Genomic DNA, 16,646 nt, shown 5'->3' on the forward strand with positions numbered 1-16,646 from the left:
CTCTTCGCACAGGAGTGGCGACACCCGATGACCAACGACGAAAAGCTGCTCTCCTACCTCAAGCGGGTCTCCGCCGACCTGGCCCAGACCCGTCAGCGGCTGCGCGAGGTGGAGACCCAGGACCGGGAACCCATCGCCATCGTCGGGATGGGCTGCCGCTTCCCCGGCGGCGTGACCACGCCGGAGGAGTTCTGGCGGCTCGTCCACGACGGCACCGACGCCATCGGTGACTTCCCCGACGACCGGGGCTGGGACGTCGACGCGCTCTACGACCCCGACCCGGACGCCACCGGCAGGACCTACGTCACCCGCGGCGGGTTCCTCACCGGCGCGGCCGGCTTCGAGCCCGACTTCTTCGGCGTCAGCCCCCGCGAGGCGGTCGCGATGGACCCCCAGCAGCGACTGCTGCTGGAGGTGTCGTGGGAGGCCCTGGAACGGGCCCGGATCGCCCCCGACTCGGTGCACGGCGCCCGGATCGGGGTGTTCGCCGGCACCAACGGCCAGGACTACAAGGACCTGCTGGCACGGACACGGGACAGCGAGGCCGCGCTCGGCACCGGCGTGCTGGCCGCCGTGATCTCCGGCCGCATCTCCTACACCCTGGGCCTGGAGGGACCGGCCGTCACCATCGACACGGCCTGCTCCTCGGCGCTCGTCGCGGTGCACCTCGCCGTCCAGGCACTGCGCGACGAGGAGTGCACCCTCGCCCTGGCGGGCGGCGCGACCGTGATGTCCACGCCGGGCAACTTCATCGCCTTCTCCCGGCAGCGCGGCCTCGCCCAAGACGGGCGCTGCAAGTCCTTCGCCGACGCCGCCGACGGCACCGGCTGGAGCGAGGGCGCCGGCATGCTGGTGCTGGAACGGCTCAGCGACGCCCGCCGCAACGGCCACGAGGTCCTCGCCGTCGTCCGCGGCTCCGCCGTCAACCAGGACGGCGCCTCCAACGGCCTGACCGCCCCCAACGGGCCGTCCCAGCAACGCGTCATCCGGGCCGCGCTGGCCGGGGCCCGGCTCGGCCCGGCCGACGTGGACCTGCTGGAGGCGCACGGCACCGGCACCACCCTGGGCGACCCCATCGAGGCCCAGGCGCTGCTCGCCACCTACGGACAGGACCGGCCCGAGGACGCCCCGCTGTGGCTCGGGTCGGTGAAGTCCAACATCGGGCACACCCAGGCCGCGGCCGGCGTCGCCGGCATCATCAAGGCGGTCATGGCGATGCGGCACCGCGTGCTGCCCAGGTCGCTGCACGCCGACGAGCCGTCCACCAAGGTCGACTGGAGCCAGGGCCGGGTGCGGCTGCTGACGGAGAACCGGCCCTGGACCGACCCCGGCCGCCCGCGCCGGGCCGCCGTATCCTCCTTCGGCGCCAGCGGCACCAACGCGCACACCATCCTGGAAGAGGCCCCCGCCGGGGAACCGGCCGAACCCGGACCTCGCACCGCGCCGCCGCTGGTGCCGTGGGTGGTCTCCGGCCGCACGGAACACGCCCTGCGCGCACAGGCCGCCCGCCTGGCCGCCGCCGTCGGCGAACTCGACGCGGTGGACGTGGCGCACTCCCTCGCCGCCACCCGCACCGCCCACCGGTACCGGGCCGTCGTCCTCGGCGCCGACCGCGACGCGCTGGTCACGGCCATGACCCGGGTCGCCGAGGGCGGTCCGGGCGCGGCCACCGGCCGCGTCCGCAAGGGGCAGACCGCCTTCCTGTTCACCGGGCAGGGAGCGCAGCGCGCCGGCATGGGCCGCGAGCTGTACGCACACTTCCCCGTGTTCGCCCGGACGTTCGACGAGATCTGCGCGCTGTACGGCGACGACGACCTGCGCGATCTCGTCCTCGGCGACGACCCGGAGCCGCTGAACCGCACCGCCCGCACCCAGACCGCGCTGTTCGCCTTCGAGGTCGCCCTGTACCGGTTGCTGGAGTCCTGGGGCCTCATCCCCGACTACCTCGCCGGGCACTCCGTCGGAGAGATCGCCGCCGCCCACGTCGCGGGCGTGCTGGACCTGAAGGACGCGGCCACGCTGGTGGCCGCGCGCGGCCGGCTCATGCAGGCACTCCCCGAGGGCGGCGCGATGATCGCCGTCCGCGCCGCCGAGGACGAGGTCCGGCCGCTGCTCACCGAGCGGGTCGGCATCGCCGCCGTCAACGGCCCCTCCTCCGTGGTGATCTCCGGCGACGCCGACGAGGCGGAGGCGGTGGCCGCCCGCTTCGGCAGGAGCCGGCGGCTGAAGGTGTCGCACGCCTTCCACTCGCCGCTGATGGAGCCGATGCTGGCCGGCTTCCGGGCGGTCGTGGAGTCCCTGACCTTCCACCGGGCCACCGTCCCCGTGGTCTCCAACGTCACCGGTGCCCTCGCCGGCCAGGAGATCACCACGCCCGACCACTGGGTGCGGCACGTGCGCGAGGCGGTCCGCTTCCACGACGGGATACGCGCCCTCGCCGCCGAGGGCGTCACCCGCTTCCTCGAAGTCGGCCCCGACGCCGTGCTGACCGCCATGGCCCGCGAGTGCCTGGCCGCCGCCGGCACGGACACCGACGCCGTCCTGGCCGCCACCGGCCGCCGCGACCGCGACGAGACCGAGACCCTGCTTACCGCCCTCGCCCAGCTGTACACCGGCGGGGCAGCAGTGGACTGGACGGCGCTGTTCACCGGCGCCCGCACCGTCGACCTGCCCACCACCGTCTTCCGGCGCGAGCCGTTCTGGCCCGAGGCGGACGCACCGGCCGCCGACGTCGGCTCCGCCGGCCTGGACGCCGCCGACCACCCGCTGCTCGGCGCGGTCACCGTTCTGGCCGGCTCCGACGGCGCCGTGCTCACCGGCCGGCTGTCGGTGCGCACCCACCCCTGGCTCGCCGACCACGTCGTCGGCGGCTCGGTCGTCGTCCCCGGCACCGCCATGGTCGAGCTGGCCGTCCGCGCCGGCGACCAGGTCGGCTACGGCCACCTGGAGGAACTCACCCTGGAAGTACCGCTGGTGCTGCCCCCGGACGACGGCGTGCGCGTCCAGGTCGCCGTCGGGGCACCCGACCCGTCGGGCGCCCGTACGGTGCACATCCACGCCCGCGCCGAGAGCCTGCCCGCCGACGAGGCCTGGACCCTGCACGCCTCCGGTCTCCTCGCCGCACGCGGCGACACCCCGGGCACCCGCCTGGACGCCTGGCCCCCCGAGGACGCCGAACCCCTCGACACGGACGGCCTGTACGAGCGGCACGCCGCCGCCGGTCTGGAGTACGGGCCCGTCTTCCAGGCCCTGACGGCCGCCTGGCGGCGCGGCGAAGAGGTGTTCGCCGAGGTACGGCTGCCCGAGCGGCCCGCCGCCGACGCGCCCCGCTTCGGTCTGCACCCGGCCGCCTTCGACGCGGCCCTGCACTCCCTGGCCCTGCTCGGCGACGGATCCGCCGACGACACCGCCCGGCTGCCCTTCATGTTCGCGGGCGTCACCCTGCACGCCGCCGGCGCCTCCGTGCTCCGCGCCCGGCTCGTGCCCACCGGCCCGCACGCCTTCGCCGTCGACCTCGCCGACGCCACCGGTGCCCCCGTGGCCACGGTCACCTCCCTCGCCTCCCGCCCCCTGGCCGGCCTGCGCGCGGCCCGCCGCACCGGTGCCGACGCCCTGTTCGCCCTCGACTGGCGGCCGGTGCCCCTGGCCGCCGACGCCCCCGGCACCGGCCACCGGGTGCTGCGCACCGCGCCGGGGACGGATGCCGCCGCCGTACGGGAGGCGCTGCACACCGCGCTCGCGGCCCTCCAGGACGACGACCCCCGCCCGCTCACCGTCGTCACCGAGGGCGCGGTGAGCGTCGCGGGGGAGGACGTACCGGACCTGGCCGGAGCGGCCGTATGGGGCCTGGTGCGGTCCGCGCAGTCGGAGAACCCGGAGCGGTTCGTGCTGCTCGACCTCGCACCGGGCACGGACGCCGACGCCGTACTGCCCGCCGCCCTCGCCTCCGGCGAACCGCAGCTCGCGGTGCGCGCCGGCACCGCCCACGCCCCCCGGCTGACACGCGCCGAAATCCCCGCCGACGCGACCGAGCCCGCCCTCGGCCCCGAGGGCACGGTGCTGCTCACCGGCGCCACCGGCGGCCTCGGACCGGTGCTCGCCCGCCACCTGGTCACCGCGTACGGGGTCCGCCACCTCGCGCTCGTCAGCCGGTCGGGCGCCGCCGACGCACTGGTCGCCGAACTCGCCGGCCTCGGCGCCACGGCGACCGCGTACGCGTGCGACGTCGCCGACCGGGACGGCCTCGCCACCGTCCTGGCCGGCATCCCGGCCGGCCATCCGCTCACCGCGGTCGTCCACGCCGCCGGCGTCCTCGACGACGGCGTGGTCTCCTCGCTCACCCCCGAGCGGCTCGACACCGTCCTCGCACCGAAGGCGCTCGGCGCCCTCCATCTGCACGAACTGGTCCCCGAAGGCGTGCCGTTCGTACTGTTCTCGTCCGTCGCCGGCACCGTCGGTGCCCCGGGCCAGGGCAACTACGCCGCCGCCAACGCCCTCCTGGACGCCCTCGCCGTCCACCGCCACTGCCGGGGCGCGCACGCGCTGTCGCTGGCGTGGGGGCCGTGGGCCCCCTCCGGCGGCATGACCAGCTCCCTCGACGAGGCCGACCGCGCCCGTATGGCGCGCGGCGGCATGACCGCGCTGTCGGCCGAGGAAGGCACCGAGCTGTTCGACCGGGCCCTGCGCGCCGGCCGGCCCGCCCTGGCACCGGTGCGGCTCAGCCTGCCCGCGCTGCGCGCCCAGGGCAGCGGCCTCGCACCGGTCTTCCACGCGCTGGCGGGCCGCCCGGTGCGGCGGGAGGCCGCCGCCGAGGGCGCCGACGCCGGTTTCGCCGAGCGCATGGCCGCCCTGGCGGACGAGGAACGGGCGGAGGCGCTGATGCACACCGTCCGCGGCCACGTCGCCGCCGTGCTCGGGCACGCGGACCCGGACGCCGTCGAGACCGACCGGGCCTTCAAGGACCTCGGCTTCGACTCGCTGGCCGCCATCGAGCTGCGCAACGCGCTCTCCGCCGAGCTGGACCGGCGCCTGAGCGCCACCCTCGTCTTCGACCACCCGTCACCGGAGGCGCTCGCCGCCCACCTCGGCACCCTCGTCGACGGCGCCCGCACCGGAGCCCGCCGTGGCCCCCGCGCGGTGCAGCCCCCTGCGGACGAGCCGCTGGCGATCGTCGGCCTCGCGTGCCGCTACCCGGGCGACGTGCGCACCCCCGAGGACCTGTGGCGGCTGGTCGCCGACGGCACGGACGCCATCACACCGTTCCCCGCCAACCGCGGCTGGGACGTGGACCGCATCGTCGACCCCACCCGGCAGCGGCCCGACACCTCCTACGTCGGCGAGGGCGGATTCCTGCACGACGCCGGCGGGTTCGACGCCGCGTTCTTCGGGATCAGCCCGAGGGAATCCCTCGTCATGGACCCGCAGCAGCGGCTGCTGCTGGAGACGTCCTGGGAGGCGCTGGAGAGCGCCGGCATCGACCCGCACAGCCTCAAGGGCAGCCGCAGCGGCGTGTTCGCCGGTGTCCAGTACCACGACTACTTCGGCAGCTTCGGCTCCGGCAGCATCGTCTCCGGACGCGTCGCCTACACCCTCGGCCTGGAGGGCCCGTCGCTCTCCGTCGACACCGCCTGCTCCTCTTCCCTGGTGGCGCTGCACCTGGCCGCCCAGTCGCTGCGGCAGGGCGAGTCCGGCCTCGCGCTGGTCGGCGGTGTCGCCGTCATGGCCACCCCGGAGACGTTCATCGAGTTCAGCAGGCAGGGCGCGCTCGCCCCCGACGCCCGGACCCGCGCGTTCGCCGACGCGGCGGGCGGGACCGTGTGGGGCGAGGGCGTCGGCGTCCTGGTCGTGGAACGGCTCTCCGACGCCCGCCGCAACGGCCACGAGGTCCTCGCCGTCGTCCGCGGCACCGCCGTCAACCAGGACGGGGCCTCCAACGGCCTCACCGCCCCCAACGGCCCCTCCCAGGAACGCGTCATCCTCGAAGCGCTGGAGAACGCCCGCCTCACCACCGCGGATGTCGACGTGGTGGAGGCGCACGGTACGGGTACGACGCTGGGTGATCCGATCGAGGCGCAGGCGTTGTTGGCGACGTACGGTCAGGGTCGTGCGGAGCCGTTGTGGCTGGGGTCGGTGAAGTCGAACATCGGGCACACGCAGGCCGCCGCGGGTGTGGCGGGTGTGATCAAGATGGTCATGGCGATGCGCAACGGTGTGCTGCCGAGGACCCTGCATGTGGACGAGCCGTCCACGAAGGTCGACTGGGACGCGGGGAACGTGCGGCTGCTGACGGAGGAACGGGAGTGGCCGGCCACGGGCCGGCCGCGCCGGGCCGGTGTGTCCTCGTTCGGCATCTCCGGCACCAACGCCCACGTCATCCTCGAACAGGCGCCGCCCGCCCCCGCCGAGCCGGAGCACACCGCACCCCGGGGCCCCGCCGTCCCCTGGCTGCTCAGCGCCAAGACCCCCGCCGCACTCGCGGACCAGGCCGCCGCCCTCCTCGGCCACCTCGACACCCACCCCCGGCTCGACCCCTCCGACATCGGATGGTCGCTGGCCACCGGCCGCGCCCGCTTCGCCCACCGCGCCTCGATCACCGGAACCGACACCGCCGAACTGCGCGGCGCCCTCGCCGCACTGGCCGGCGGCACCACCGCCCGCAACCTCGCCCAGGGCACCGCGCCCGGCCGCGCCCGGCCCGTGTTCGTCTTCCCCGGCCAGGGCTCCCAGTGGTCCGGCATGGCCACCCGGCTCCTCGACGAGTCACCGGTCTTCACCGCCCGCATGGCCGAGTGCGCCACCGCCCTGTCGCCGTACACCGACTGGGACTTCCACACCGAGCTGCGCGGCGGCCTGGACCGCGTGGACGTCGTCCAGCCGCTGCTGTGGGCCGTCATGGTGTCCCTGGCGCACACCTGGAGCGTGTACGGCGTCACCCCGGCCGCCGTCATCGGCCACTCCCAGGGCGAGATCGCCGCCGCCTGCGCGGTCGGTGCCCTGTCCCTGGCGGACGGCGCCCGCGTCGTCGCGCTGCGCTCCCGGGCCATCGCCGAGCTGCTGTCCGGCTCGGGCGGCATGATGTCCGTGGGCGAGGGCGCCGACGCGGTCCGCGCCCGGCTCGCCGCCTGGGACGGCCGGCTGTCGGTCGCCGCCGTCAACGGCGCCGCCTCCACCGTGGTCTCCGGCGACGCCGACGCCCTCGACGAACTCCTCGCCCGGCTGCGCGCGGAAAAGGTCCGCGCCAAGCGGCTGCCCGTGGACTACGCCTCCCACAGCGCCCACGTGGAGACCCTGCGCGAGCGCCTCGCCGAGGCCCTCGACGGCATCGAACCGCGCGCCGCCCGGGTGCCGTTCTACTCGACCGTCACCGGCGGCCCGCTCGACACCACGGAACTCGACGCCGGCTACTGGTACACCAACCTGCGCGGCACCGTGCTGTTCGAGCAGGCGGTGCGCGCCGCCGTCGCCGACGGGCACCAGCTGTTCATCGAGTCCAGCCCGCACCCGGTGCTGACCGTCGGCATCCAGGAGACCGACGACGCCGTGGCCGCCGTCGGCTCCCTGCGCCGCGACGAGGGCGGCCGGGACCGGCTGCTGACCGCGCTGGGCGAGGCCTTCACCCACGGGGCCGGCGTCGACTGGGCGGCCGTCGCAGAGGGCCGCCGCCCGCGCCGGGTTCCGCTGCCCGGCTACGCCTTCCAGCACGAGTGGTACTGGCTCGACAGCACCGCGAGCGCCGCCGACGTCACCTCCGCCGGCCTCGCCCCCACCGACCACGCCCTGCTCGGCGCCGCGATGGTGCGCGCCGACAGCGAGGGCGCCGTCCTCACCGGCCGGCTGTCCCCGGGCACCCAGCCGTGGCTGGAGGACCACCGCGTCGGCGGACGGCTGCTCTTCCCCGGCACCGGGCACCTGGAACTGGCCCTGCGCGCGGGCGACCAGGTCGGCTGCGGCGACATCGCGGAACTCACCCTGCACGCCCCGCTGGTGCTGCCCGAGCACGGCGCCGTCCAGCTCCAGGTCGTCGTCGGGGCGCCCGACGGGCAGACGCGCCCGGTCACCATCTGGTCGCGTCCGGAGAGCCCCGACGAGGAACTGCCGTGGATCCGGCACGCCGACGGCCTGCTCGCGCCGACCGGAACCCTCCCGGCAACCGCCGACCTGCTCACCGCCTGGCCCCCGCAGGCCGCCGAACCCGTCCCGCTCGACGGCCTGTACGACGAACTCGCCGCCCTCGGCCTCGGATACGGGCCGCTGTTCCAGGGGCTGCGTGCCGCCTGGCGCACCGAGGACGGCCTGTACGCGGAGGTCGCCACCGACGCGGCGCCCGACGGCTTCGGGCTGCACCCGGCCCTGTCGGACGCCGCCCTGCACACGGTCGGCCTCACCGACGCCGCGGGCGACGAGGCCCTGCTGCCGTTCGCCTGGTCCGGGGTACGGCTGTACGCCACCGGCGCGACCGCGCTGCGCGTCCGGGTCCGGCCGACCGGCGAGGGCACCGTCGCCCTCACGCTCGCCGACCCCACGGGCGCGCCCGTCGCCGCCGTCGAATCGCTCACCCTGCGGCCCCTGCGGACCGGGACGGCGGCCGTCGCGGTCCGCCCGGCCCGCGCGGGCGCCCTGTACCGGGTCGACTGGGTGCCGGCCCCGGCGGCGGCCGGGACCGCTCCGGCGCCGCAGGTGCTGCGAGCCCCGGCCGGCGTGAGCGCGGCCGAGACCCGGGCGGCCGTCGGCACGGTGCTCGACGCGCTGCGCTCCCGGCTGGCCGACGAACGCCTCGCCGACACCCCTCTCGTCGTCGTCACCGGCACCGATCCGGCGGGGGCCGCGGCCGGCGGCCTGGTCCGCTCGGCCCAGTCGGAGAACCCCGGCCGCATCGTGCTGGTCGAGGCCGGGGAGGAGCCGGACGCCGAACGCCTCGCCGAGGCGGTGGCGACCGGAGAGCCGCACCTGGCCTTCCGCGACGGCACCTGGCTGGCCCCGCGGCTGACCCGCGTCACCACCGAGGCCCCGGGCCCGGCCGCGGACATCGAGGGCACCGGCTCGGAGGCTGCCGAGCCCGTGTCCGGCACGCAGGGCGGTGCCTTGCCGGCCGCCGGGCCTGTGCGCGGCACCGAGCCCGTGTCCGGCACGCAGGGCGGTGCCCTGCCGGCCGCCGGGCCTGTGCGCGGCACCGAGCCCGGATCGCGGGCCGCCGGGCCTGCGCGGGGCACGGAAGGAGACGCCCTGCCGGCCGACGGTCCTGTGCCGGGCACCGAAGGCACCGGCTCGGGGGCTGGAGAGCCCGCGCGTGCCACGGAGGGTGCCGATTCGGCGGCCGACGCTTCCGCGTGGGCCGGCGACGGCGTCCGGAGCGGCGGGCTCGGCTCCGGCACCGTCCTGCTCACCGGTGCCACCGGCGCGCTGGGCCGGATCATCGCCCGCCACCTGGCCGCCGAGCGCAACGTCCGGCACCTGCTGCTGCTCAGCCGCGGCGGCGCCCCCGCCGACCTCGTCGCCGAACTCACCGCCCTCGGCGCCGAGGTGACGAGCGCCGCCTGCGACGTCGCCGACCGCGCCGCGCTCGCCGCCGTGCTGGACGCCGTACCGGCCGACCGGCCGCTGACCGCCGTGCTGCACGCGGCCGGCGTGCTCGCCGACGGCGTCCTCACCTCCCTGACCCCCGACCGGATCGACACGGTGTTCCGGCCGAAGGCCGACGCCGCCTGGAACCTGCACGAACTCACCGCGGACCTGGACCTCTCGGCGTTCGTGCTGTTCTCGTCGTCCGCCGCCACCCTCGGCTCGCCGGGCCAGGCCAACTACGCCGCCGCCAACGCCTACCTCGACGCGCTCGCCGTGCACCGCCGGGCCCTCGGGCTGCCCGCGCACTCCCTGGCCTGGGGGCTGTGGGCGCAGACCGGCGGCATGACCGGCACCCTCGACGAGACGGACCGCACACGCATCGCCCGCGGCGGCGTCGCCCCCCTGGAGACCGAGGAAGGCGTCGCCCTCTTCGACGCCGCCGTGCGCGGAGCCGAACCCGCCGTGCTGCCGGTGAAACTGGACCTGGCCGCCCTGCGCGCCCAGGGCGAGGACCTGGCCCCGCTGTTCCGCGCCCTCGTGCCCGTACGCCGGGCCGGTGCGGCCACCGGACCGGGCGCGGCCGGCGGCGCCGACGCCCTGCGGGACCGGCTCGCCGGCCTGCTGCCGGCGGAGCGCGAACCGTTCCTCACCGAACTCGTGCAAAACCATGTCGCCACCCTCCTCGGCTACCGCTCCGCGCAGGACGTCGGCCGCACCCTGGCCTTCCGGGAACTCGGCTTCGACTCCCTGGCCGCCGTGGAACTGCGCAACCGGCTCACCTCCGCGACCGGCCTGCGGCTGCCCGCCACCCTGGTGTTCGACCACCCCACCCCGGCCGAACTCGCCCGCCACCTGCTCGGCGAACTCACCGGCGGCCTCACCGGGGCACCCGCCCGCACCGCTGTGCGAGGCGTCGCCGCCGACGAACCGATCGCCGTCATCGGCATGGCCTGCCGCTTCCCCGGCGGCGTCGCCTCGCCCGAGGACCTGTGGCGGCTGGTGGCCGAAGGGCGGGACGCCATCGGCGAGTTCCCCGCCGACCGCGGCTGGGACGTCGAGAACCTCTACGACCCGACACTGGACCGGCCCGGCACCAGCTACACCCGGCACGGCGCCTTCCTGTACGACGCCGCCGACTTCGACCCCGGCTTCTTCGCCATGGACGACGAGGAGGCCCTGGTCACCGACCCCCAGCAGCGCCTGCTCCTGGAGACCTCCTGGGAGGCGCTGGAGCGTGCCTCCATCGACCCGGCCGGCCTGCGCGGCTCCGACACCGGCGTGTTCGCGGGCGTCATGTACCACGACTACTTCGGCAGCTTCGGCTCCGGCAGCGTGGTCTCCGGCCGGATCGCCTACACCCTGGGCCTGGAGGGACCGACCCTGTCCGTCGACACGGCCTGCTCCTCCTCGCTGGTGGCGCTGCACCTGGCCGCCCAGTCGCTGCGGCAGGGGGACTGCTCCCTGGCGCTGGCCGGCGGAGTGACCGTCATGGCCACCCCGGGCACCTTCGTGGAGTTCAGCCGGCACCGGGGCCTGTCCCGCGACGGCCGCTGCAAGCCCTTCGCGGACGCCGCCGACGGCACCGGATTCGGCGAGGGCGCCGGAGTCCTGCTGCTGGAACGGCTCTCCGACGCCCGCCGCAACGGCCGGAGGATCCTCGCCGTGCTGCGCGGCACCGCCGTCAACCAGGACGGCGCCTCCAACGGCATCAGCGCCCCCAACGGTCCCGCACAGCAGCGGGTCATCCGCCGCGCCCTGGAGGCGGCCGGTGTCCCGGCGGCCGAGGTCGACGTCGTCGAGGCCCACGGCACCGGCACCACCCTCGGCGACCCCATCGAGGCCCAGGCGCTCATCGCCACCTACGGCGCCGAGCACACCGAGGACCAGCCGCTGTGGCTCGGCTCGGTCAAGTCCAACCTGGGCCACACCCAGGCCGCCGCCGGTGTCGCCGGTGTCATCAAGATGGTCGAGGCCCTCCGCCACGAGACCCTCCCGGCCAGCCTCGGCATCGACCGGCCGTCCCGGCACGTCGAGTGGGAGGGCGGCAACGTCCGGCTGCTCACGGAGAACCGCCCCTGGCCCGACCCGGGCCGCCCGCGCCGCGCGGGCATCTCTTCCTTCGGCATCTCCGGCACGAACGCCCACGTGATCGTCGAGGCGCCGCCCGCCGAGAGCCCCGCCGAAACCCCCGCCGAAGCGGCCGGCGCCCCCGCGGCCGGGACCGTGCCCTGGCTGCTCTCCGGGCACACCCCGGACGCCCTGCGCGCCCAGGCCGCCCGGCTGCTGGAGCACCTGTCCACCGCCCCGGACACCGACCCGCACCGCCTCGCCGGCGCGCTCGCCCACGCCCGCACCCGGCTCGGCCACCGCGCCGCCGTCCTCGGCCGCACCCGCGACGAACTGACCGCGGGCGTCCGGGCCGTGGCGGAGGGCCGCACCCCGCCGACCGGCGTCCTCGGCACCGCCACCGACGGCCGGCTGGCCTTCCTCTTCTGTGGCCAGGGCTCGCAGCTGCCGGGCATGGGCACCCGCCTCGCCGCCGCGTTCCCCGCCTTCGCCGCCGCCTTCGACGAGGTCCGCGCCCACCTCGACCCGCTGCTCGGCCGGCCGCTCGCCGACGTACTCGACTCCGCCGAGCTGCTGGAGCGCACCGAGTACACCCAGCCCGCGCTGTTCGCCGTGGAAGTGGCCCTGTACCGGCTGCTGGAGTCGTTCGGCGTCCGGCCCGACCTGCTCGCCGGACACTCCGTCGGCGAGTTCGCCGCCGCCCATGCCGCCGGCGTCCTCGGCCTGAAGGACGCCTGCACCCTCGTCGCCGCCCGGGGCCGCCTGATGCAGGCCCTGCCCCGGGGCGGCGCGATGATCGCCGTACGCGCCGGCGAGGACGAGGTCCGGCCCCTGCTGGGCGACGGCGTGGGGATCGCCGCCGTCAACGGGCCCGCGTCCGTCGTGCTCTCGGGCCCCGCCGGGCCGGTCCGGGCGCTGGCCGCCCGCTTCGAGCGCACCAGGGAGCTGACCGTCAGCCACGCATTCCACTCGGCCCTGATGGAGCCGATGCTGGAGGAGTTCCGGTCGATCGCCGCATCGGTGTCGTACGGAACGCCGCGCATCCCGCTGGTGTCCACCCTGACCGGCGCTCCGGCCGCCCCCGGCGAGCTGTCCACGCCCGATTACTGGGTGCGGCACGCCCGTGAGGCCGTCCGCTTCGCCGACGCCGTCACCGCCCTGCACGAGGCCGGCGCCCGGCACTTCGCCGAGGTGGGCCCGGGCAGCGCGCTGACCGTGGCGGCCGCCGAGTGCCTGCCCGACGGGACGGCCGTCGTACCGCTGCTGCGCAAGGACCGCGCGGAGACCGAGGCCCTGCTCACCGGGCTCGCCGCCCTGCACGTGCACGGCCGTGCCGTCGACTGGACGGCCCTGCTGCCCCACCGCGACGGATCGGACCTGCCCACCTACGCCTTCCGGCGCGACCGCTACTGGATGACCGGCGACCTCGCCCTGCCGCGGCCCGCCGCCGACCACCCGCTGCTCGGCACCGCCGTCGAACTCGCCGGGGCCGACGGCACCCTGTACACGGGCTGGCTCTCCCTCGCCGGGCATCCGTGGCTTGCCGACCACAGTGTGGGCGGCGTGCCGCTGCTGCCCGGCACCGCCTTCGTCGAGATGGCCCTCGCCGCCGGTGCCCGCGTCGACTGCGGCTCGGTGGAGGACCTGACCGTCACCGAACCACTGGTGCTGCCCGAGGACGGCGCCGTACGCCTCCAGTGCACGGTCGGCGAGCCCGACGCGACCGGCGCCCGCGCCTTCTGCGTGTACGCCGCCGCGGCCGACGGCGACCCGTGGACCACCCACGCCACCGGCGTCCTGCGCCCCGCCGGGGACAGGCCCGGCCCCGGCCTCACCGCCTGGCCGCCGCCCGGCGCCGAACCGGTCGGCCTGGACGGCGTCTACGAGCGGCTGGCGGAGCTGGGCGCCGAGTACGGCCCACGCTTCCAGGGGCTGCGCGCGGCCTGGCGGCACGGCGACGAGACCTTCGCCGAGGTCGAACTGCCCGCCGACGCGGACACGTTCGCCCTGCACCCGGCCCTGTTCGACGCCGCCCTGCACGCCATCGGGCTGCGCGCGGGCGCCGAGGAGCGCATGACACTGCCCTTCGCCTGGAACGGCGTGGAGCTGTACGAGCGGGGCGCGACCACCCTGCGGGTGCGGATCGCGCCGGCCGGCACCGGCGCGGTGCGCATCGAGGCCGCCGACGGAACCGGCCGGCCGGTGGCACGGGTGGCGTCGCTGACGCTGCGGGAGGTGAACCCGGACCGGATCGCCGCGGCCGCGGCCGGCGGCCACGACGACCTGTTCGCCCTCGACTGGCCGCCCGTCCCGGTGTCCGCGGTGCCGCAGGCCGGGCGGTGGACCGTACTCGGCCCCGGCCGCGCACGGCTGGCGGCCGCCCTGGCCGGCGAGGTCGCGGAGGTCGACGTCGCCGCCGACCTGACCGAGGCCGCCGCGCAGGCCCCCGACACCCTGGTCGTCGTGCACGCCGGCGGCGACACCGCGGACGCGGTCCGGGCCGGCGTCGGCGAGCTGCTCGCCCTGGTGCAGGGCTGGCTGGCCGACGCCCGGTTCGCCGACACCGCCCTGGTGGTGGCGACACACGGAGCGACCGGCCCCGGCGACGTCACCGACCCCGGCGCCGCCGCCGCATGGGGCCTGGTCCGCTCCGCCCAGTCCGAGCACCCCGACCGCCTGGTCCTCGCCGACCTGGACGACACGGACGCCTCCCGGCGCCTGCTGCCGTCCGCGGTCGCCGCCGGCGAGCCCCAACTGGCGCTGCGGGACGGCGCGGTGAGCATCCCCCGGCTGGTGCGCGCCCCGCGCCTGGCCGAGCCCGGGCCGGCCGGCCTCTCCGGCGGCGTCCTCGTCACCGGCGGCACCGGCGCCCTGGGCCGGCTGGTCGCCCGGCACCTGGTCGTCGCGCACGGCGCCGAGCGGCTGGTGCTGCTCAGCCGCAGCGGGCCCGGGGCACCCGGAGCCGCCGAGCTGTGCGAGGAACTCACCGCGCTCGGTGCGCAGGTGACCGTCGTCGCCTGTGACGCCGCCGACCGCGCCGCCCTCGCCCGGACCCTGGACGACCACCCGGTCTCCGCGGTCGTGCACACCGCGGGCGTGCTCGCCGACGCCGTCCTCACCTCGCTCACCCCCGAGCGGCTGGACGCCGTGCTGCGGCCGAAGCTGGACGCCGCCTGGAACCTGCACGAACTGACCCGGGAGCGGCCCCTGACGGCGTTCGTGCTGTTCTCCTCCGCGGCCGGACTGCTCGGGGGCCCCGGCCAGTGCGGCTACGCCGCCGGCAACACCTTCCTCGACGCCCTCGCCGCACACCGCCGCTCGCTCGGCCTGCCCGCGGTCTCGCTCGCCTGGGGCGCCTGGGCGGGCAGCGGCGGCATGGCCGACCGGCTCGGGGAGACCGACGCCCGCCGCATCGCCTCCGCCGGCGTGCCGGCCCTCGACGCGGCGGCCGGGCTCGCCCTGTTCGACACGGCGGTGGGCCGCGACGAACCGGTCCTGCTGCCGGCCCGCCTCGACCTCGCCCCCCGCGAGGCCGCCCGCGTCGCCCCGCTGCTGCGCTCCCTGGTGCGCACGCCGCGCCGTCCCGGGACCGGGGCGCCCGCCGCCGCCTCGGCACTGCGCCGCGAACTGGCCGACACCGCCCCCGCAGAACGCACCGAACGGCTGCTGCGGCTGGTCCGGGACGAGGCCAGGTCGGTCCTCGGCGTGGAGGAGTTCGAGAACGAACTGCCCTTCAAGGACCTCGGTTTCGACTCGCTGACCGCCGTCGAGTTCCGCAACCGGCTCAACGAGGCCACCGGCCTGCGGCTCACCGCCACGCTCGTCTTCGACCACCCGACGCCGCTCGCCCTCGCCGGCCACCTCGCCGCCGAACTGGCCCCGCGCACCGGCGACGGCCCGCGCGACGAGGAGGACACCGTGCGCGCCGCGCTCGCCGCCATCCCCGTGGGGCGGCTGCGCGAGGCCGGCCTGCTGGACGGCCTGCTCGAACTCGCCGGACTGCGGCCCGCGACGGAGCCGGCGCCGGCCGGCGGACCCGCCCGCGCGTCGATCGACGCGATGGACGCCGAAAGCCTGATCAGCATGGCGCTCGACGACCTCGTCGAGGACGACGACGCCCTGTGACGACGCCCGCGACAAGGAAGAGGACCATGGCCGAGTCCGAGAAGCCGGACACCAGGATGGTCGAGGCGCTGCGCGCCTCGCTGAAGGAGACCGAGCGGCTGCGGGAACGCAACCGCGCCCTGACCGCGGCCGCCCGGGAACCGATCGCGATCGTCGGCATGGCCTGCCGCTACCCGGGCGGTGTCCGGTCCCCCGAGGATCTATGGCGGCTGGTCGCGGACGGCGGGGAGGGCATCACCGGGTTCCCCGACGACCGCGGCTGGGACCCGGACCTCCACGACCCGGCCCCGGGCACACCCGGCCGCTCCTACACCCGCGAGGGCGGATTCCTGCACGACGCGGGCGACTTCGACGCCGCGTTCTTCGGTATCGCCCCGCACGAGGCCCTCGTCATGGACCCGCAGCAGCGGCTGCTGCTCGAAGGCTCCTGGGAGGCGCTGGAGAACGCCGGCATCGACCCCGCCGGGCTGCGCGGCAGCCGCACCGGTGTCTTCGCGGGCGTCATGTACCACGACTACTTCGGCAGCTTCGGCTCCGGCAGCATCGTCTCCGGACGCGTCGCCTACACCTTCGGCCTGGAGGGCCCGACGCTCAGCGTCGACACCGCCTGCTCCTCCTCGCTCGTCACGCTGCACCTGGCCGCCCAGTCGCTGCGGCAGGGCGAGTGCACCCTGGCGCTGGCCGGGGGAGTGACGGTGATGGCCTCGCCCGGCACCTACGTGGAGTTCAGCCGGCAGGGCGCCCTGTCCCCGGACGGCCGCTGCCGCTCGTTCGCCGACGACGCGGACGGCACCGGCTTCTCCGAGGGGCTGGGCGTCCTCGTCCTCGAGCGGCTGAGCGACGCCCGCCGCAACGGCCACGACGTGCTGGCCGTCCTGCGTGGTTCCGCGGTG

General features: G+C 76.5%; 2 protein-coding genes. Both read left to right on the forward strand.

Annotated features, from left to right (window positions below):
- Positions 1–27 precede the first annotated feature (27 nt).
- Entirely contained in the window at positions 28–15,753 is a 15,726-nt protein-coding gene (locus tag JK361_RS41470) for an SDR family NAD(P)-dependent oxidoreductase (RefSeq protein ID WP_236053723.1), read from the forward strand.
- On the forward strand, positions 15,750–16,646 hold an 897-nt coding region (locus tag JK361_RS42870; protein ID WP_443732168.1), incomplete at its 3' end, for a beta-ketoacyl synthase N-terminal-like domain-containing protein. The genes JK361_RS41470 and JK361_RS42870, both read left to right, overlap by 4 nt.

Source organism: Streptomyces musisoli, from assembly GCF_016741855.1.
GTDB classification, from domain to species: Bacteria; Actinomycetota; Actinomycetes; order Streptomycetales; family Streptomycetaceae; genus Streptomyces; species Streptomyces musisoli.

Coding starts and splice junctions, on each gene's coding strand:
- JK361_RS41470 (WP_236053723.1), top strand. CDS start 28: ATGACCAACGACGAAAAGCTGCTCTCCTACCTCAAGCGGGTCTCCGCC.